This is a genomic window from Chitinophaga fulva (assembly GCF_012927205.1).
GTDB classification, from domain to species: Bacteria; Bacteroidota; Bacteroidia; order Chitinophagales; family Chitinophagaceae; genus Chitinophaga; species Chitinophaga fulva.
Window position 1 is genome coordinate 2,878,530 of sequence record NZ_JABBGC010000001.1, and the last position, 20,493, is coordinate 2,899,022.

General features: G+C 46.3%; 14 protein-coding genes. 12 read left to right on the forward strand and 2 right to left on the reverse strand.

Translation table 11 applies throughout. The annotated features are described in order from the left end of the window. The first annotated feature begins 8 nt into the window (after nt 1-8). From HHL17_RS11720 to HHL17_RS11760, 9 genes are read left to right on the forward strand one after another with little or no spacing between them, the layout of a single operon-like run. Nucleotides 9-1,640: an MBL fold metallo-hydrolase gene (locus tag HHL17_RS11720; protein ID WP_169224903.1), complete on the forward strand. Its 1,632-nt coding sequence runs from the start codon at nt 9-11 to the stop codon at nt 1,638-1,640. Nucleotides 1,641-1,675: 35 nt separating this feature from the next. Continuing rightward, entirely contained in the window at nt 1,676-3,325 is a 1,650-nt protein-coding gene (locus tag HHL17_RS11725) for a cyclic peptide export ABC transporter (RefSeq protein WP_169224904.1), read from the forward strand. 36 nt (nt 3,326-3,361) lie between these two features. Then, a complete protein-coding gene (locus HHL17_RS11730; RefSeq protein ID WP_169224905.1) occupies nt 3,362-4,132 on the forward strand; it encodes an SDR family NAD(P)-dependent oxidoreductase in 771 nt (256 codons plus the stop codon). A gap of 57 nt (nt 4,133-4,189) precedes the next feature. Further along, the gene (locus HHL17_RS11735) at nt 4,190-8,506 is read left to right on the forward strand and encodes a thioester reductase domain-containing protein (RefSeq protein WP_169224906.1); all 4,317 of its coding nucleotides are present in this window, start codon (nt 4,190-4,192) and stop codon (nt 8,504-8,506) included. Between the two features lie 36 nt (nt 8,507-8,542). Next, complete coding sequence (locus HHL17_RS11740) at nt 8,543-8,737, forward strand: hypothetical protein (protein WP_169224907.1); 195 nt, start codon at nt 8,543-8,545, stop codon at nt 8,735-8,737. Nucleotides 8,738-8,771: 34 nt separating this feature from the next. Further along, nucleotides 8,772-9,686 (forward strand): glycosyltransferase family 9 protein, encoded by a 915-nt coding sequence (locus tag HHL17_RS11745; RefSeq protein WP_169224908.1) that lies wholly within the window; start codon nt 8,772-8,774, stop codon nt 9,684-9,686. A 56-nt stretch (nt 9,687-9,742) separates the two neighbouring features. Next, nucleotides 9,743-12,166, forward strand: coding sequence for an ABC transporter permease (locus HHL17_RS11750; RefSeq protein ID WP_169224909.1), 2,424 nt, complete (start codon nt 9,743-9,745; stop codon nt 12,164-12,166). Nucleotides 12,167-12,199: 33 nt separating this feature from the next. Next, entirely contained in the window at nt 12,200-13,261 is a 1,062-nt protein-coding gene (locus HHL17_RS11755; protein ID WP_169224910.1) for a TauD/TfdA family dioxygenase, read from the forward strand. A 40-nt stretch (nt 13,262-13,301) separates the two neighbouring features. Next, a complete protein-coding gene (locus tag HHL17_RS11760; protein ID WP_169224911.1) occupies nt 13,302-14,132 on the forward strand; it encodes a class I SAM-dependent methyltransferase in 831 nt (276 codons plus the stop codon). A 149-nt stretch (nt 14,133-14,281) separates the two neighbouring features. On the opposite strand, the gene HHL17_RS11765 is transcribed toward HHL17_RS11760, so the two are convergent. After that, nucleotides 14,282-15,400, reverse strand: coding sequence for a type I restriction endonuclease (locus HHL17_RS11765; RefSeq protein ID WP_169224912.1), 1,119 nt, complete (start codon nt 15,398-15,400; stop codon nt 14,282-14,284). Nucleotides 15,401-15,858: 458 nt separating this feature from the next. Between HHL17_RS11765 and HHL17_RS11770 the strand changes: the two genes are divergently transcribed. From HHL17_RS11770 to HHL17_RS11780, 3 genes are all read left to right on the forward strand, one after another. Then, entirely contained in the window at nt 15,859-16,602 is a 744-nt protein-coding gene (locus HHL17_RS11770; RefSeq protein WP_169224913.1) for a helix-turn-helix domain-containing protein, read from the forward strand. Between the two features lie 10 nt (nt 16,603-16,612). Further along, a complete protein-coding gene (locus HHL17_RS11775; protein WP_169224914.1) occupies nt 16,613-17,878 on the forward strand; it encodes an FAD-dependent oxidoreductase in 1,266 nt (421 codons plus the stop codon). Between the two features lie 344 nt (nt 17,879-18,222). After that, nucleotides 18,223-19,740, forward strand: a complete 1,518-nt coding sequence (locus HHL17_RS11780) for a hypothetical protein (RefSeq protein ID WP_169224915.1) — start codon at nt 18,223-18,225, stop codon at nt 19,738-19,740. A gap of 78 nt (nt 19,741-19,818) precedes the next feature. Here HHL17_RS11780 and HHL17_RS11785 read toward each other — a convergent pair whose 3' ends face one another. Further along, nucleotides 19,819-20,322: a cupin domain-containing protein gene (locus HHL17_RS11785; protein ID WP_206155965.1), complete on the reverse strand. Its 504-nt coding sequence runs from the start codon at nt 20,320-20,322 to the stop codon at nt 19,819-19,821. Nucleotides 20,323-20,493 lie beyond the last annotated feature (171 nt).

Sequence of the window (20,493 nt, forward strand, 5' to 3'; positions counted from 1 at the left end):
TGTTTGTTATGAATACAGATCTGTATTATCTCAGGCCCAATGTTGTATTTGAACCACTGATAGGAAGATGGTATGCATGGTCTCATTTGATTTCCCCTGCTACAGCTGCCATGAATGTGCAGGGAAGGCATCTGAAGATTATGAACTCATACATCCAGGCGCCGCAAATACATGCTGCGGCTGTATTGAATCCCAAAATGCTCGGAGGCCCGTTCATGGATTACAAAGAATCCAAAGTAGAAGAAATCAAGGCGTTAAAGGAAAACACCATAAAGGAACAGGCGCCATTGCTCCGGCTGGCGGAAGCTATCCGCGAGCTGAACAGTATGCTGGAAAAAGAGGCGAAAGGTCATTCACTGGAAAGTCTGTATGAAAAAGTACCGGAAATATTGAAAGGATATGTGGAGCTGACCTATGATCTCAATAACAAGCCTTCTTTTCGTTTCTTTGAACCATTATTGTATAAAAGCGAATTTTACGATCAGCGGTCGCAAAGCCTGGCACTTTGGGTGACCGAAAATGACGAGCGGCCTTTTTGCCTGAGTACACCACGGATCGATGCGCCTGGCGTATTACACCTGGATATTCCTTTTGATCATCCGGGTATAGATGCCCTGAGCCGGATGAAAAGAATTCCGGGACCGATTGATGAGGTGGCGGCATTATTGGGTGTGACAGCTGCTGACAGAAAACTGTTTGATACCTTCTTTACAAAGGAAGAACATCCACCCTATCGACCCTATGAAGGGCCGGCGGTAAGGATGCGTTATTTCGGACATGCCTGTATCCTGATAGAAACACAAGGTGTGAGTATACTGGTGGACCCACTCATCAGCTATTATGGATATGAGTCCAGCGTATCCCATTTTTCTGATGTAGATATTCCTGACACAATTGATTATGTACTGATAACTCACAATCACCAGGACCATATTTTGTTTGAAACCCTGCTCTCCCTGCGGCACCGTATTAAAAATATTGTTGTTCCCAGAACGACTACCGGCGCACTGCAGGACCCTAACCTGAAGCTGGTGTTTAATGCCGCCGGCTTTCACCAGGTGATAGAGCTTGATGACATGGAAACGGTCCGTTTAGGCGATTGCGTAATTACCGGTATTCCTTTTACCGGTGAACACAGCGATCTGAACATACAGGCCAAAACCTGCTACCATGTTGAGATAAACGATTACTCATTTCTGTTTGCCGCAGATTCCAGGGTACTGGAATCCAGGTTGTATCAACATGTACACCGCCTTACCGGAGACATTGATGTGATTTTCCTCGGCATGGAGTGCGACGGTGCCCCGCTTTCCTGGCTATATGGCCCGCTGATGCCGGAAGAACTAGCCCGTGATAAAGACCAGTCCAGGCGTTTGGCCGGTTCAGACTTTGGGAAAGGGATACATCTCGTCGACACTTTCCGTCCGAAAGAAGTATATGTCTATGCCATGGGCATGGAGCCGTGGCTGGAATTTATCAGTACCGTGAGGTATACGGCTGCGTCTAATCCTATTGTTCAGTCCAATATGCTGGTGGAGGAATGCCGGAACAGGGGCGTTATTGCGGAACGTTTGTATGGAGAAAAGGAAATATTGTATGCCAAAAGCCCGGCAGCAGTGACGGAAGAGGTGAATGGATAATACGCTCATTAATTCAGGATTTTTTAAGTAGATGCATGAAAAAGTTACTTGAAATAATATTACCGGTTATTGGAAGGTTACGACTTGTTAAATACATCGTCTGGGGAATACTTTCCGGGTTGTTTAATTTTTTATTTATCAACTTTATCACCAAGGTTATTTCCCGTTTGATTGCAGGCGACTTTGAGGAGTCCCGTGCAGGTTATATTGCCATATTTGCGGCCGTCATCTTATTGTACATATGGATCAGGAGAGCGCTTTCGCTGGCGATTATCAACCTGGCGCAGTCAGTGTTCTGGAGCCTGCGCAAAGAGATATTTACGCTGGCGCTGAAGGCTGGCTATCACCAGATCATCCGGCGTAAGCCGGAGATACATACTGCTATCCTGGGAGATGTGCAGGTATTGACAGATGCTTCCCTCAATATTATCGGATTCTTTTCTTCTTCCATATTGGCATTGTCCTGTTTTGTATACCTGTCTTCCATTTCCCTGCTCCTGTTCCTGATCACGCTGGTGGTGGCAGCGGTCGGTGTCACAGTGTATTACCTGAGCGCCAGGAGGAATGTCCGGCACTTCAACCGGTCCCGGGAGCTGGAGAACAGGTTTGAGGAAAGTGTTAATGCAGTACTGTATGGTTTCAAGGAGATTTTTGTGGAACCGGTAAAAGGCAATGAAATATATCACCAGAACGTAATCCCTGTCGCACAGGAGTCTTACGATAGTAATATGAAAGCTTTCTCCGGTTTTATCAACAACCAGATGACCGGTCAGGTACTTTTCTATATTCTGATTGCTGCGGTATTGCTTTTCTTTAGCCTGATACTGCATATCAGTGCGGGTAATACGGTAAGTTTTGTGTTTACCCTGTTTTACCTGTTAGGGTCTCTCGAAACGATCATGGTGCTGCTGCCGGGGATTGCCCGTGCTGGCGTAGCGGCAAAACATCTCACCACACTGAAGCAGGAATTGGAAAGTGTGCAACAGCAGGACCCCGAAGAGGTGGTTGGTTTCAGAAAAGAAGATTTCCAGTCTATTGTTGTCCGCAACCTGGAATTTCAATATGGGGATAAAGATCGCTTTTTCGCACTGGGGCCGGTTGATCTGGAGGTGTCCAGGGGAGAAGTCATTTTTATCTACGGCAGTAATGGTAGCGGAAAGTCTACTTTCCTGAACACATTACTGGGGTTATATCAGCATGTGGCAGGGGAAATAATGCTGAACGGTGTACAGGTGACAGATGGTTATCATACAGCCTACCGCGGCCTTTTTTCGGTGGTATTCAGTGATTTTTATCTGTTCAATGAACTGTATGGCGTAGCGGATTTTGATCAGCAGCAATGGGAGTACTATTTATCACTGTTTGAACTGGAAGGGAAAGTAACGCTGAAGGGAAGGCGGCTTTCCACAACGGACCTTTCTACCGGGCAACGAAAGCGCCTGGCATTGATTGTTGCCCTGATGGAAAATAAGCCTATCCTGGTAATGGATGAATGGGCGGCGGACCAGGACCCGTACTTCAGAAAAAAATTCTATACCGAGATCATCCCCGTATTGAAAGGGATAGGTTATACTATCATTGCTATTACGCACGATGACAAATATTACTACTGTGCAGACAGGTTGTTCAGAATGGATTATGGCAAGCTGTGTCCTGAAACGGTAGAAATGCCTGCTGTCAGGTGAGGTCTTGGATTCCTTAAAGTTTTAAATGAAATGTCAATGAATGATCGCATCGCTATCATAACGGGTGCCAGTTCCGGCGTGGGCCGGGCTGTTGCACAGGACCTGAGCCGAAAGGGCGTGAAATTGCTGCTGAATGCAAGGAACGCTGCTAAATTAGAGGCCTTATGCCAGGATATTAACAACGTTGTTCCCGGTACTGCTGTATGCGTGCCCGGAGATGTGGCGGACAAAACGTTGATGGAACAGTGCAGGGACAAATGTTTGGAGGCATATGGTGCACTGCCTGATATTTTCGTCGCCAGTGCCGGAAGAGGACTGCCTGGCACTGTTCTGAATGCGGACGAAGGGGAGTGGGGCAGCCTGATAGATACCAACTTCAGCGGACTATTGTATCAGCTGAAGGGAGCCGGCCAAATGATGAAAGAACAGCTGTCATCCGGCAGAAACCCTGTCGGGCAACCGCTGGACATTATCGTGCTGGGCTCCAATATAGGCAGGAACGTGTCACCCTTTAACTCTGTATATGGCGCTACCAAATTTGCTGCAAGAGGGCTTACCACCGCTATGCAGCGCGAGCTGGGGCCGCTGGGTATCCGCGTTACGTTGCTGGAACCAGGGATGATCGCCACATCTTTTCAACAGACCGCTGGTTATGATGCGGAATGGTTTGAGCGGTATAGCCAGGAAATAGGCCCTATTCTCCAGCCGCATGATATTGCTGCAATCATCGGCTTCCTGGTCAGCCTGCCGGGAAATGTGAACCTTGATATCGTCTCGGTAAGACCAACACGTCAGGCATATCCCTGACAATGCAGCTGTGTCACGTCGGGATGGTTTTAATTATGTTAACTATTGTGAAAAGAGATGTCAGTACCTCATTTAAATTTAGTTTCCCTCTTCACCAGCACCTGTATCAAATGGCCGGACACGATAGCTGTCCGGGATGCCGCGCGTTCGCTGACCTATCAGCAAACATGGCTGTATGCGCAGGACCTGGCAATCAGGCTCAGGAAGCATGGCATATCTGTTGGGGACAGGGTTGCCTGTGTCAGCAGAAAAGATGTGGAGAGCATTGTTGGCTTCTGGGGGATTTTGCTGTGTGGCGCCATACCGGTGATGTTGGATGAAGAAGACGGAACAGGTGTCAATATTACCAAGATGATGGAGGTACAGGCAGCGGCCGTTCTGCTTGATCTGAGCCGGTATCCTGCCCCGGAGCCCTGGGGCAACATACCGCTGCTGGACCTCGCCGCCTGCTGTAACCATATGCCCTCAGGAACGCAACCGGAAATGTCCGCTGTGCCAACGGTGCCTGATACCTGCTACATCCTGCTTACCAGCGGCACTACGGGTAAACCCAAAGCTGTACAGATACGCCATAGCAATGTCCTGCATTATGCTGAAGCTATCTATGAGCTGCTGGGCCGCCCGGAATATGTAGTGGCTGCACATGTTTCTACCTTCGCGGCAGACCTGGGCCTGACTAATCTGCTGGTTGCCCTGATGGCAGGAGGCACACTACGCCTCATGAACAAGACCGAAGCAACAGATCCTGCTGTGTTCAGACATATTATTGAAACGGAAGGCGTCTCCGTGCTGAAAATAACCCCCTCTCATTTATTGTCGCTGATCAATCATCAGCAGCATTATGAAAAACCAGTCAGCCACCTGGTCCTGGGAGGTGAAAAGCTCAGCTGGGACATGGTAGGCATTATCATGGGAACGGCCATATGTCAGCGGCTATATAACCATTACGGACCTACGGAGACAACCATTGGCGCCCTCGCATTTCCTGTCCCCGCAGATGCCTCCCGCATTGCAGGTACGGGATCGGTACCCCTTGGCATGCCATTGGGCAGCGGAATTTGTTTCCTGGAAAATAAACAGGATGATACCGGCGAACTTTATATCGGAGGCCCTGGCGTCAGCGCCGGATATCTCAATAATGAAGCTGAAAATGAAAAGAGGTTCCACGTCCGGGAAATAGCAGGAGAAAAAATCCGTTGTTACAAAACGGGTGATATCTGCAAACAACTGGATGATGGCAGCTTTGAATTCCTATACAGGAAAGACCGCCAGGTGAAAATTATGGGACATCGGGTGGAACTGGGGGAGATTGAACTGGCCATCTATGCCCGGCCGGAAGTAGCCAATGTTATTGCAGATATCTCCACACACCCCGGACATCCTGTTGTGGAAGCATATGTTCAGCTACATGACCATGCCCGGCTCACATCGGCCACCCTGAAACGATGGCTGCAGGAGCGGTTGCCGAAATACAAAATACCAGCCGTTTTTAACTTCTATACAACGGCGCCTTACAATGCCAACGGAAAGGTCGATTTCCCCAAATTAAAGGCCTCTTTTAAGAAAGAAAATAAAAGCACAATAACAACGCCGGAGCAGGTGGGGGAAATACCCTGGAAGGAGCTGGTGGGTCAGACCTGGTCTAAAATACTGGGACGTAATGCAACATCTCCTGACGAAAACTTCTTCGAAGCAGGCGGCGATTCCCTGCTGGCGATACAGCTGATAGGCCGGCTGCAACGCTCAGGCTTTAAAATAAGTATATCCGATATTATCGGGAATCCGGAATATGGAAAGTTCCTGGAGCTGGAGCCGGTAAAGGAGTTACCAGGCAGTACTCCGGTGATGCCGGTGAAAACAACGTTCCCGCTGACAGTGTCACAGGCCGGCTTATTGGAACAGAAACACCTCGACGTCAAAAGTTATTGCCAGGGAATATTATTGCAGGCTACCGGAAAAGTTGCCGTCCGTGAACTATCCATAGCACTGAAATGCCTGACAGAAGGGCATCCACAGTTGACCAGCTCCTTTTACGGACTCAAAGCGCGTTACGGTGGCCTGGAAAGCCCGCAGGGCCACGTGCACCTGCGCACCACCGTACTGGACCCCGAAAGGCCGGTCGTATTACAGGTACAGGAGGTGGCTGCGCTCTTAACAGAAGAAGTGGCTGCCGGAAACAGGCTGTTTGTTGTTCACTTGTTTATCGATGATAACGGGAAAGACTATATTTATTTTCTTGCCCATCACCTATTGGTAGATGTAGTATCCTGGCATATTATCCTCAATGAATTGCTGGATTGTTATGAACAGCTGCTGACCGGAAGCCGGCCGGTCATGCCGGCGGAAGATGCGCTGGAACGCTTTTTTAGCCAGGCAGCCGATAAGAAGACGGACAAGTTCCCGGTGCCTGGCGCAATTCCTTCGCTGCCTGTCTACAGATTGCCGGTACACCACATCGGGCATACGGACCAGCCTTTGGTGGAAGTGCTGTATGTGTCGTTGCCGGAAGATATATCCGCTGCGCTCATGCACTTCGATCAGCAGGGTGATGCCTCCGGACTTACAGGACTTTTGCTGTATGCATTTACCGGTGCATTGCTCGATACATATGCTGTACCGATATTGACCATCGATACAGAATACCACGGCAGGCCGCGGCATGACGACCTCCCGGACCTGAGCCGGTCTGTAGCATGGTGGGCTACCACCTGGCCCGTTACGGTGAAACGCTCCAGACTGTCTGTCCACTACTGCGCGGAAATGGTCCGGGAAAACGCAGCAATAGCCAATAACTATAATCTTTTCTGGGCGATAGCCGGGAAGAAAGGCAGGGAAAAAGCGCCGGATGTGAGGCTTAACTACCTGGGACATTTCCCGGAATCGTTTAGTAACCAGGCCCTGACCCTGGTGCCGGCCGACTTTAACCCCGGTTCTCCCCGTAGTGTCCTTGCCCAGCAGGAATACCGGATAGCGCTAACGGCCCGGTTTATCGGAACGCGGCTGGTGGCAGATATCCAATATCAACCGCATTACTGCCCTGCCGACATGGCACGGGCGATAGCAGCTAATTTTTTTGACAGGCTTAAAAGCGCGTTGAAGAAACAACAGTATGTATTCCGTGATACAACACTGCCCTTTATGAAGAGTAATATACCTTCCGTAGGACAGCCATTGTACAACCTCTCACCAGCAATATTGCCGCCGGAAAAAAAATGTGTTTTCCTGACAGGTGCTACCGGTTTTTTGGGTGTCTACCTGCTGGAGCAATTGCTGGAACAAGGCACGGGCCGTATCTATTGCCTGGTAAGGGATTCAGAACAGTTGCCGGCAGCAGGGCGATTGAAAAATGCCTATGAGTATTACTTTGGGCACGTGCCCCGCAACTGGGACCAGCGGGTGGGTGTATTGCCCGGAGATCTGTCAGAACATCATTTCGGCCTTTCAGAACAAGACTATCGCATGTTGTCCGAAGAGGCGGACGTAATTCTGCATGCCGGCGCCGACGTGAACCTGTTGCGGGAATATAACCGCCTTACTAAAACAAATATATGCGGTACCCGTCAGGTGATTACACTGGCTGCTACCGGCAAACAGAAAAAGATTCACTTTGTGTCCACACTGGCGGTCAGTGGTATGCCTGCGACAGGTGGAAAAAAGCGCTTCGGGGAAGATGACTTCGACTACGGACAGACTTTTATTTCCAACTACGAAAGGACCAAGTTCGAGGCGGAAAAATTAATCCGTGAATACATGGCAGGAGGCGGGCAGGTTTGTATATACAGGGTAAGCCATATTGCAGCCGACTCCCGCTCTGGCAGGTTCCAGCAAAACAATAGAGAAAACCGCATCTTTCAGGTATTGAAAGGAATCCTGCTGCTTCAGCAGGCACCCGATAATTACCGGGAAGAGGTCTCTTTTTCCCATGTGGATATCATTGCACAGGCTATTGTTGCTTTTAGCCTTGATAAGATTGCTCCCGATGGCCCCTGTATGCACCTTGAAAATCCGCAGTGTTTTTCCATGACAGCTATCGTACAGCTGCTACGACAGATGGGATACCGGATAGCCATTGTTGATGCCGCCGCTTTCAACAGGAAGCTGGCCAGCTATGAAGGCCCCGCCGGTAACCGAAAAGAAGTGGAGCTGATGAACATCTGGATGCAGCGGTCGCTGCAAACACCCCGGCAAATCATCTACGATAGCAAAAAGTCTATAGACCTGCTGGCAAAGTACGGTATCTACTTCCCTAAAATGGATATGCAATGGTTTACCGCCATGATGCAGGAAAATATCCGCTCCGGCTACTTCGATCTGCCTGCCGGTCACCATATTATCAGCAACATTACAGACGCACTGAGAGAAATCCAGCAATAGCCTGGCATATGATCTCCCTTATCACAAACATCTTTTATGAAAACAAAACAGGAAATTCTGGAAAGGATCAGCGCTATCAAAGAAGATGCACAGCTGATCGAAGAAAAGCTTACACAAGAATTCAGCAAACTGCATCCCGACAGGGATTTTATGCTGCTGAAGTTTCTTCACAAAGAAAAATGCTGCTGGGAAAGCGCTATCCGGGAGCTCGAATGGGCGCTCAATGACTAATCAAACTTTGTTTGCCATCTATTAATGTCTGTTTATGAAAAGGAAAACTATCCGCGTTATTTCATGGGGAGGGCTGGGAGACGTGCTGCTGACCACGCCATCTTTTGAAGCACTCAAAAAACAGGACCCTTCCTGTAAAATCATCATCTATTGCACATCGAAGTCACACATGGAGGTATATCGCCATAATCCGCATATCGACGATGTCAGGTCAAATAAGTTTTGGCCTAATATCAAGGCCTACTTTTTATCCTATTTTAAACTGGCGCCTTTCCTGATCCCCAACTATGGTCAGATTTTTCCCAGCCTCTTCCTGCGTAAACATGCTACGGAGATAATAGCGGAAGAAATATTCCGGGTGAAACTGGATACCAACAAAGTACAGGTGTACCTTACGGCCGAAGAAGATGAATGGGCGAAACAAAAGCTCGCAGCCTACAAAAAACCGGTGGCCATACACATCACCTCTATTACGTCCAAAAACCAAATGTGGCCGCTGGAATACTGGGAAGAGCTGGTAGCCTCCATGCCGGACCATACTTTCCTGCAGCTGGGGCTACCCTCCGAACAACAGGTGAAAGGCGCTGTTGACCTGAGAGGGGCGACTACCTTCCGGCAAGGCATGGGCATCCTGAAACATGCCCATAGCTTTATCGGTGTGGTGTCTTCTTTCCTGCATGCCAGCAGCGCATTCGATACACCAGGTGTCGGACTGTACGGATCTTCGTCTGATATTATATGGGGACATGCCAACAATATTAATTTGAATAAAAAATTGCATTGTGCCCCCTGTATTGATTATATTTGGAGAAGCCCGTGTCCCTACTCAAGCCGTTGCATGACCGGTATTACTGTGGCAGAAGTGAAGGAAGCCCTTGAACAACAACTAAGACACCGGCAGGTCATTCCACAGGACAACAGGAAAATATTACAGATATCCGGGGTGTAACCCAATAACCGTTACCGTTATATAAGCTAACTTATTTGTGTTGTTAATCGATGTTTATGTTTAGGAACTATCTAAAATTTGCCCTCAGGAACCTGGCCAGGAACAAAACTTTCAGCTTTATCAATATTATTGGGCTGTCTGCCGGTACATTATGTTGCCTGTATATCATCCTCTATATACAAAGCATGTTCAGTTACGACAGGTATCACCAGCACGCGGAAAATATCTATCGTGTTACCAGTACGCTGGGCCCGGACGGCGACCAGGTAAAACTGGGCACGACCTCTCCTCCGGTGGCGCCGGCATTGAAGGCTGATTTTGCGGAAGTGCAGCAGTTCACCCGTTTGGTAGGTACCAGGGATGTCAAAGAATACCTGCTCGCTTACCAGGAGAATGCGTACTATGTAAAAGATGTGGTATATGCAGACTCTACGTTTTTTGATATCTTCAACTACCACTTCATCAGTGGTAATGCCATGTCCGCATTGAAAGAGCCTAATACGATCGTATTACTGAAAGATGTTGCCGACAAAATATTCCGTGGCGAGCCGGCAATAGGGAAGGTAATACAAATAGAGAATGCGGAAGGACGGCAGAGCTATCGCGTCAGCGGTGTGGTAGATGAAAGCCTGGGGCAATCCCATATCCGTGGCAACGTCTTTATCACCCTCAACAGCGGGGGGATAGGAGGGGATGTACGGACAGACAACGACTGGGCCGGACATAACTTCGTGCATACATACGTGAGATTGGCTCCGGGGACAAACGTTTCTGCACTGGAAGCGAAAATACCAGACTTCTTAAAAAAATACGGTGGCAACAGGCTGGAACAACTGGGGATGAAAAAACAATTACATCTCCAGTGGCTGGGCAATATTCATACTACCACCGGATATGAAAACGAAATGAAACAGCCGGTCAGCCGTACATTTTTATACCTGCTCCTGCTGGTGGCCATTCTCATTCAGTTGATCGCCTGTATCAATTTTATGAACCTCTCTACTGCCTTCGCTTCCCGGCGGGCCAAAGAGGTAGGTGTGCGAAAGGTAATGGGTGCAGTCAAGCAGGACTTCATCCGGCAGTTCCTCAGTGAATCCACCATTATGACGCTCCTGAGTATATTGCTGGCACTGGCGTTGCTGATGCTGGCGATGCCCTATCTTAACCGGCTTACAGGGGCGGCTATCAGCTGGACAATCATATTGAACTACCGTATCTGGCTGTTGTTATTGTTGATCCTGGTATTTACCGGTTTCCTGGCGGGCAGTTATCCGGCTTTCTACCTGTCTGCTTTTCAGGCTATCAAAGTGATCAGGGGAGATTTCAGTAACCGGATGTCAGCTGCCGGGCTGAGGCGGTTGTTGATCATATTCCAGTTTTCGATGTCTATCATGCTGATCATCGGAATTGTGATCATCTACAGCCAGTTGAATTATATTAAGAACAAAGACCTGGGATACGATAAAAAACAAAAACTGGTCCTCACGTTTCACACCAATAACAATCGTGCCCGGATGTCCGCTATCAAGTCCGACCTGCAACAGCAATCAGAGGTGTTGTCGGTGGCCCGCGCCAATAGCTATCCAAGCCAGCAGGTTACCAATGACTGGCCTTTCTTTACCCGTGGCGGAGACCCTACTGCCGCCAAAGATGCGCAGTTTATTATCACTGATGAAAATTATCTGAAGGCCACAGGTATCAGGCTGTTGGCTGGGAGGGACTTCAGGCAATCTGATTCTCTGACGGTATTACTGAATGAAACAATGGCCCGTAAAATGGGATGGACCGCCACCACAGCTGTAGGCCAGCGTATCTATTCCCAGCAAAGTGATTCGCTGCCGCTGGAATTTGAAGTGGTGGGGGTGATGAAAGACTTCAATTATAATTCCCTGCATGGCGATATATATCCGTTCATATTGATGCACGATCCGGAAAACAGTGATATCGGTCATCTTATCGTTAGCCTGAAAAGCAACAACTATCTGGCCACGCTCCGGAAAATTGAAGAGATCTGGCACAATAACCTGCCGGATACTCCCTTCGATTATGCCTTTCTTGACAGTGAGGTGGCGAGGCAATATGAAGCTGAAGTGACTTTGTCCCGCATTATCCAGACGTTTGCGATCATGGCCATTGTCATTTCGTCGTTGGGGCTTTTCGGCTTGTCCGCCTTCAGTGCAGAACAACGCAGAAAAGAAATCGGTATCCGGAAAATTTTGGGTGCCAGTGTCGCCAGCGTGATGATCCTGCTCTCAAAAGATTTTATAAGGCTGGTATTGATTGCCTTTGTGATTGCCTCTCCCATTGCCTGGTGGGCAATGAACAAATGGCTCAACGACTTCGCCTATCGTATCAGTATCAGTTGGTGGATGTTTGCGGTGGCTGGTATTGTTGCCACCTTTATCACTTTGTTCACGGTCAGCTTCCAGTCTGCCAAAGCCGCCTCTACCCGGCCTCTGGATAGTCTCAGAAACAAATAGCTTTTCCATCACGATTTAAACACAAACTGGTCCATGGAAGACATTCTTTTAAATGATCTGCCTTATCCTGCGGATAGGGCAGGAAACCCTGCTGTGCCTGCCACAAGGCAGGAACCACTGCATAGCGGGCAGCTGATGCCACTGGTGATTACGTCTGCGGAACCTGACGGAGATCTGGTAAAATGGATACAGGCCAACCGGAGGGCCTTTGAGGCAGACCTGGTAATACATGGCGGTGTATTGTTCAGAGGATTTAATCTCAAAACAGCTGCTGATTTTAAAGCATTCATGAGCTGTTTTAACACGGACCCACTGCCTTACCTTTTTCGTTCTTCTCCGCGAAAGGAGCTGTCCGCCGCGATTAAAAATATTTATCTGTCTACCACCTATCCGCAGGACAGATCTATCAATATGCATAACGAATCTTCGTATAGCCGGGTATGGGGACAAAAAATTGTTTTCTGCTGTCTCACTCCGGCTGAAAAAGGAGGCGAAACACCTTTGGCCGATTCCCGTCGTGTGCTAAAAGATATAGACCCCGGATTGTTGCAAAAATTCCGGGAGACTGGCGTGAAATATCGCAGGAATCTTTTTGAGGGCATCGGAATGCCCTGGCAGGAGGTGTTTCAGACCAGTGACAGGCAACAGGTACTGGAAATCTGCAGGAAAAATGAAATCAATTGCATTTTCAGGGATGAAGAGGATGCTGTCATTGAATGGGTTAAACCAGCTATTTACAGCCACCCTGTGTCGGGAGAAGAGATGTGGTTCAATCATGCGTTATTCTTTAACAAATATGCCCGGTATGAAGAACTGGGATTGGGCGAAGGCGATTTTCTGCCGGAAGATTATCTCAGCTCCGATACGTTTTTCGGGGACGGAACAGCGATCAGCTATGAACAATATCAGAACCTGCGGCAGGCATATGAAAAAAACAAGGTGATATTCCCTTATCAGCAGGGCGACGTGGTTTTTCTCGATAACATGCTGACTTCGCATGGCCGGAACCCCTACAGCGGGGAACGGGTGATCGCTACTGCCATCATTGAAGCTACCTACGATAAAGGTTTTTCTGCCACTTCTTTCAATAGTTGACAATTAATATCATGTTCTGAATAAAATTATCTGACAGTATATGAAAAGTCTGCAATTCCTCAAACCATTATCGCTCAAAAACAAAGTGCGCCTCGGGCCCAATAAAGACAGCGGCTATATTGTTTATGGCCCTGCCCTGAAAGAAACAGATGTATTGCTTACCTACGGCGTTGGGTGGGAAGTCTCATTCGAAGTAGATTTTAATGCCCGTACAGGCGCCAAAGTAATTATGTTTGATCCCAGCATGTTTGGAAAATATATGCTGAATTTCAAATACATGGGCTCGATGTTCATCACGTTCCGGTGGAAACGGCTTTTTACCTATCTCTATCTGATTGGGTATGCCTGGATAAAACGGCGAGCAATGGAAAAGAAAAAAATCTTCTTTGTCAATGAAGGGGTGGATGCCGTTCCTGCTGACCGCTACAATACGATGCAGCATCACTATGAACGTTTCGGTCTCTCTGATAAACAGGTACTGCTGAAGATGGATATTGAAGGTACAGAGTACCGCATCTGGGAACAGGATGCCACCTATGGTCTACTCGGTAATGTAAACCAGATTCTCATTGAATTCCATGATGTGAAAAATCTCTTCCGGAGATTTAAAAAAATAGTCGAGAAGTTGAGAGAGAACTATGAACTGGTGCATATACATGGTAATAACTGGGGGCCTACTTTCTGTCTTTATGATTTGCCGGACGGCAAGGAAGACTGGGTGATACCCGATACGCTTGAGTTGACATTTGTCCGCAAAGATAAAATAGCTGCTGAAGATGTAATGGAGCCGGTAGCCTATCCGATTGAAGGACTGGATTTTCCGAATAATCCACGTCAACCTGATTATAGGCTGGATTTTATCGGTTCATAACATATTCTCGTATTAATTGCCAACGGGCTCCGTAAATGGAGCCCGTTTTTTTATGCAACTATTTACCGGATAGTTGCTGTTTGACAGAAAAAAGGCCTGTAAGTCATACTTACAGGCCTTTTTGTCCGGAGGTATTAATTAGAAAGCGATTAATTACTGCTGCTTTGTTCTATTTCTGAATCTGTTGAGATTTTCTTGCTGTCATAAGTTCTTACAGTATCCAGTAAAGCTCTGGAATGGGTGTATAAATCGTCAAGGCTAAGAATTTCTACTTTGGATTCTTTTTTATTACTATCAAATAAGCCGACCTGCTTTTTTGCGCCATTGAAATAAAGCCGGCAGATTGTTTTTCGATTATTGTCATCCAAAAGAATAGAAAAATAAGACTGGGCATCCCTATAAACAATCCGGTTTACTGGGATGATTTGTCTCAAAATGGATTTTACTATTAAGAATCCATCAATTTCTTCCTGAGTTGTAAATATCTTCGGTTCATCTTCTGGCAGGGGGCTCTCATTTTCAACAGCTGTTGTCTCCATCTTTTGGTTTTCAGCCTCTTTGCTCAAAGCTGATTTGAGCCGGTCAGTGATAATGTCATTGATGTACTGGGTGAATGATTTTTTTGTAAGCTCGGTAAACTGGTCCAGAATCTTTTGGGTAACGACACCGGGATAAATTTGCCTTGCAAAATACTTTACAAAATCGGGTGATGGATTATTCAACTCCTGGGCAATGAGTAGTTTTAACTCATTTGTATATTTTAATTCACTGGCAGTATTTACAATTTTGGTGAAATCAAAGTTCGTCTTGTGAAACTTCTTTAACTCCTCAATCTGAGTATCCTTCATTTCAGAGATGTCAAAAACAAAGAAAGGTTTCTCATCCATTCTGTTGGGTTCAACAAGATCGGTGTAAAATCTATATTCTATCCCATTGGTCAAAATTGAGAATTTGGCTTTGGTTGCATGAAAATACCTGAAGAGTTGAGATGCGTTGTGTACATTGAGTGGGCCTGTGTGGCATTTGCATTCTATCAGAATAATTGGGGAGCCATCCTTTATGATAGCATAATCAATTTTTTCTCCCTGCTTTATTCCTATATCCGCCACAAATTCAGGGATGACTTCAAGTGGATTAAAAACATCATAGCCTAGCTCCTTGATAAAGGGCATGATAAAAGCATTTTTAGTGGCTTCTTCAGTAAGCACTTGCGACTTCAGTTTGATCACTCTGTCACCAAGCTGTTTGATTGCATCTTTAAAATCCATAGTTATAGTTTTTGAGATTTGATTTTGGTTTTGTTTAATGGAGTGGAATTATGTACTGGTAGTTATTTTGAAATTGCATTTAATTAACAACGAAAATTCACTTGATGGTAGGTTATGAACTTGATGCAGGGTGTGTCTATAATTACAGTTTATGCTAAAGAAATAGGATTTTTAATGTTTCTATGTGCTTCGTTACCGATTTGGCTAGTTCCACTCGATAAGTTTCATGTAAATCAGCTGTTGACCATGGCCGCTAAAGGCAAAAAATATTGATTTTCTATTGTTTAAAATAGTAAATATTTATACGATCAACAAAAAATAGAACAAAACAAAATGACTTCACCGGGGTTGGGGGGCTATAATAGGCCATAAAATGGGGAGAATTCAGGATGCCAATGTCTGCCAAAGTTGCTCCCGGAAATAAAAACGTAATTTTATATATGTAATCATAAAGCGGCATGGAACTAAAAAGCATACAGCCCGTTAAAAACCTTACCGATTTTGTTGAAAGCTTTTGGATGATCCGGAATGATTCGGCAGAAGAGAAGGAAATTATTGTACTGCCGGATGGCCGATTCGACATTATTTTTTCTGTTGCGGCTGATAAGGATTTTCATGCTACCCTTCGGGGCCTGGACACGCGTCCTGAGCAGGGGGCCATTCCAGGGCACATCGTTATGTTCGCGGTTAGTTTTAAATTACTCGCCATCGAATATTTACTCGATATTAAAATGGCAGCGATGTTAAATGAAGGGCAACGGCTACCGGATGGGTTTTGGAATATCGGGCCTGATGATCTGGAAGACTTTGAGGTTTTTTGTACAAAAATATCCGGGACAATGCTTGGTCTTGTCAAACCTGGCATCGACAATCGTAAGAAAGAACTATTTGACCTGATTTACGCCTCTAATGGTTCGCTGACAGTGCAGGAGCTGGCGGACCGTGTAGCCTGGAGCAGGAGGCAGATCAACCGGTATTTTAATGAGCAGTTCGGTATTTCTCTAAAAGCCTACTGCAATATTTTTCGATTCAAAGTATCCCTGCAGCAGATTAAAGAGGGGCGGCTCTTCCCTGAGTTGAATTTTGCTGATCAAACCCATTTTATCAAGGAAGTCAAAAGGTTTTCCGGAGTATCCCCGAAAGAACTGGCTAAAAATACAAACGGCCGATTTATACTATTATCCGACATGTCGCAGCAATAATTTTGCTGTCATGAAGATTCAAGACAAAAAAATCGCTATCGTGGGCGGTGGCCCCGGGGGCCTGACTTTAGCAAGACTCTTACAGCTAAAAGGCGCCAATGTAAAAGTATATGAGCGGGATATCAATAAAGATGTCAGGGTGCAGGGCGGTGCATTGGACCTGCATACCGAATCAGGTTTGGCAGCACTGGCCAAAGCCGGATTAATGGAAGAATTTAAAGCACATTATCGGCCGGCAGCAGGGTTGATGCGGGTGGTGGATGACCAGCTGACAATTCATTTTGACGAACATCAGACAGGGAAAAAGGAAAAGTTTGGGGATAATAACCATCGGCCGGAGATTGACCGGGGACCACTAAGGCAAATTCTTTTGAATTCGCTGGAGGCTGATACTGTAGTGTGGGATAGCCATATTCTATCCATTGAAAGAATACAGGACACCTGGAAACTGGTTTTTCAGAATGGAAATACTGCTACTGCAGATCTGATCATCGGTGCGGATGGAGCCAATTCCAAAATCAGGCCCTTTGTTACAGGAATCAAACCTTACTGGACAGGTATTACCATGCTGGAAGGATCGCTGAAAGACGGCGCCAAAACAGCCCCTGTTATCCATGCGTTACTAAAGGGAGGAAAGTTGTTTGGTTATGGCAAAGAAAAGACACTGATCGTCAGTTCAAAGGGCGATGGCAGTTTTGGGTTTGCCGCCAGTTTTAAATCCAATGAACACTGGGCTAAGGAAAGCGGTATTGACTTCAAAGATCATCAGCAGGTACTTTCCTGGTTCAAAAAAGAATTTTCCGCATGGAGCCCGGCCTGGAGGGAGCTCTTCGAAAGTCCGGATACCATTTTCATTCCGCGGCCACAATATTGCATGCCCCTGGACCAGCACTGGGAGGCTAACGCTGATATCACGCTGCTGGGCGATGCTGCCCACTGGATGCCGCCTTTTGCAGGAGAGGGGGTGAATATGGCCATGCTGGATGCGCTGCACCTTAGTGAAGCGCTTACCAGCCCGGTATTTAGTGATGCTAAACAGGCGATTGCCAGCTATGAAAAGCAGCTATTTGCCAGGTTCGCCAAAATAGGCCAGGCTACCTTGTTCAATACAGAATGGATGCACCGGCCTAATGCACTCAACGATATGCTGGCCATGTTCAGCAAGAACAAATTGAAACAGGGTTTATTCATCATCCGGTATGTTATACAGACCAGCATTATCCCTTTTGCCCGGAAAGTTATGGGGTTAGTGCCCGCACGGAAGGTATTCCGTTGATGGTCTTCCGGTCAGTTATCCTGAAAATAATTTTTTCAGTTCCCTTTTTTTATATACCTTAAATCATTATTCCGCTAATAGGAAGGACTGCTATCTATATTAAAAGACTCAATGATAGGGATTCATTATTACTGTGCATTCATTTCCTCATGATAACCGATTAACCTCTTGCCCATCAGGTGCCTTCAGGTGCACCTCTTTCATGTGATGTAAAACAATACATTTTATTATCACTATAACTTCTCACATTACAACAGGCAAAGACGGACTGCTGGTGCTGATTAGGCATCCAGGAGCCATTGCAATAAATCAGGTACAATCCTTCTCACCCTCAATTAATAATCATGAAAAAGTATGTTTTCATTATGGTAATATTGTTTGCAGGTATTGTAAGCATATTGTTGATGCGAAGAAAGTCGGCAGCAACGGAGGAATCCAAACCTGCCTTTACTGAAAAAGACGTGAATCAAACATTTCCCATTACCATTTCATCTGATGTGCCTCACGATGTTGCTGGTCAGGCAACGCCACAAAACCTTTGCACTTTTGCCTGGGATGAATTTTTTGCGCTGAATTGGAAATCCGACTATGAGCAATCAGGTACCAGAGGAACGGCGGATACGAAATGGAGGTACGAAACTGATAAGAACCCTTATCCACCGCTGTTTGTTTGGGAGACGTATAAACACAGAACAGAATTAAGGCCGGCGACCAATGTGATGAACAAATTCGATACTGTGCCATACTATACTTATTACAATTGGACGCAGCCGGCTAAAGGTGCAGATACCACAGTATTTAATAACCTGGATGAAAACAATGAAATAGGCTCCTGTATCGTGTTTGGGCAGTCCGTTACAAACGATAAACAATATCAGGTGTTGTACCAGGCAAAGGTGAATCGCGATGAGTATAACTATATCCGGACACACTTTGGCACCAAAGAAAAGCTCTATCAGGGTAATATTAACAATAAAGACAGCATCGAAGCGGATTCTGCTTATTTTAAAGGTTCCACTTCTACCTGCGAAAGCGATACCTTCTCAGCGCAGGGAAAAGGGATAGGAAGGGTAATTTGCCTGCCCTGTGGAAGTAATCAGCGGTCAACTGAAGGCGCTATTGAAGTAAAGACAGCGTGGCGCAGACTTAAGCCCAATGAAGATAGCACCAGGTATGTCATGCGGACGGTGCTTACCTACGAGAACGTCAATGGTGTGTTCAGGGCCGTTAATGAACGTTATGCACTGATTGGTATACACATTATCCATAAAACCACCACCTTCCCGAATTTTGTATTTGCTACATTCGAACAGGTCGATGTACAAAACAGTCTGGCTGGCAGGGGACATATCACTGATATGGGCTATATAAGACTCGACAGCAACGGGAATCCTACAGGCCCTTTCGTCAAGAACTATCCACGCTATCACCCAATACCGCAGGTAGTGCAGAACTCAACTACTGCGGCGCATAGTTTAATACTGCAGAGAAATCCCAAATCAATATGGCAATATTACCGGCTGGTGGGAGTGCAGGCTGCCACCACTAATGATTCTACCAGCTTTAGCTACTTCCTGGCCAATTATGTGATAGAATCGGATGATACGCTGGCCAAATTCAGAGGCAGTTCTATAGATAACCCTTTGGATAATAAAGTGAATGTTATTTATGGCGGCAAAGGCTATGTGATGGGCGGGTGCCAGGGATGTCACGGTGCGTCCCAGGTAAGATTGGGAACTGATTGCTCTTTCCTGCTGGATACAGTGGATAAACCGGTGCATCATCCGGATACAGGCTTTACCAGTTCGAAGTTGCAGCGATATCTAAACGCATTCCGGCATGTCCGTGAGGAGCGAAAATAAATAGTGCCCTGAAAAAAGCAGCGTATTTTTGAATCAATTTTCAAAAATACGCTGTTAGTATTATAAGCGCGCTATCTTCTATAAAAAGTCCACTCCGAAAAGCTTTACCAGGTCTTTCCATTTCTTCATTTCTTCCGGCGTCTGAGGCTGTGGAGTTAATGTTTTTTCTGTACCACATGGAGCAGACAGGTACCAGAAGTATTGATCAAATGCACCAGGTGTCATCACGATCAGGTTTTTCACGTAGTCACTTTTTACCACAAAATGATGTGGCACTTTCCTGGGGGCAAATACTACATCGCCAGCTTTGGCGTGTATAACCTGGTCGCCAATGTAAAAATCCATTTCCCCTTCTTTGATAATAAATGTTTCGTCTTCATGTTCGTGTACATGCCTGGGAGGTTCGCTGCCTTTCACGGCAGTACCATCCAAAATGGAGAGGGCATTATTGGTTTCCTTTGAGGTCAGCAGGAAGTTAACAACCGCCGTACTGCCGCGGTATACTCTGCGCCTGTCCGCAGGAGTAAGCGTATCTGGCATTGGGTTATTAGCCAGAAGTGCTTTTAATTCTTCTGTGATCATTGCTGTATTAATAATTATTATGGCATAGTTACCTGTATCAACTCCCGAAAGCAATCGTAGTTGCGTAGTTGTATTTCGAGTAGCAAAACAATTACATTTTAATTAAAACTAAAAGCTGCAGAACAGATTTCTTACAAGAATCAGTATAAATACGCATCTATGAGTAGAAAC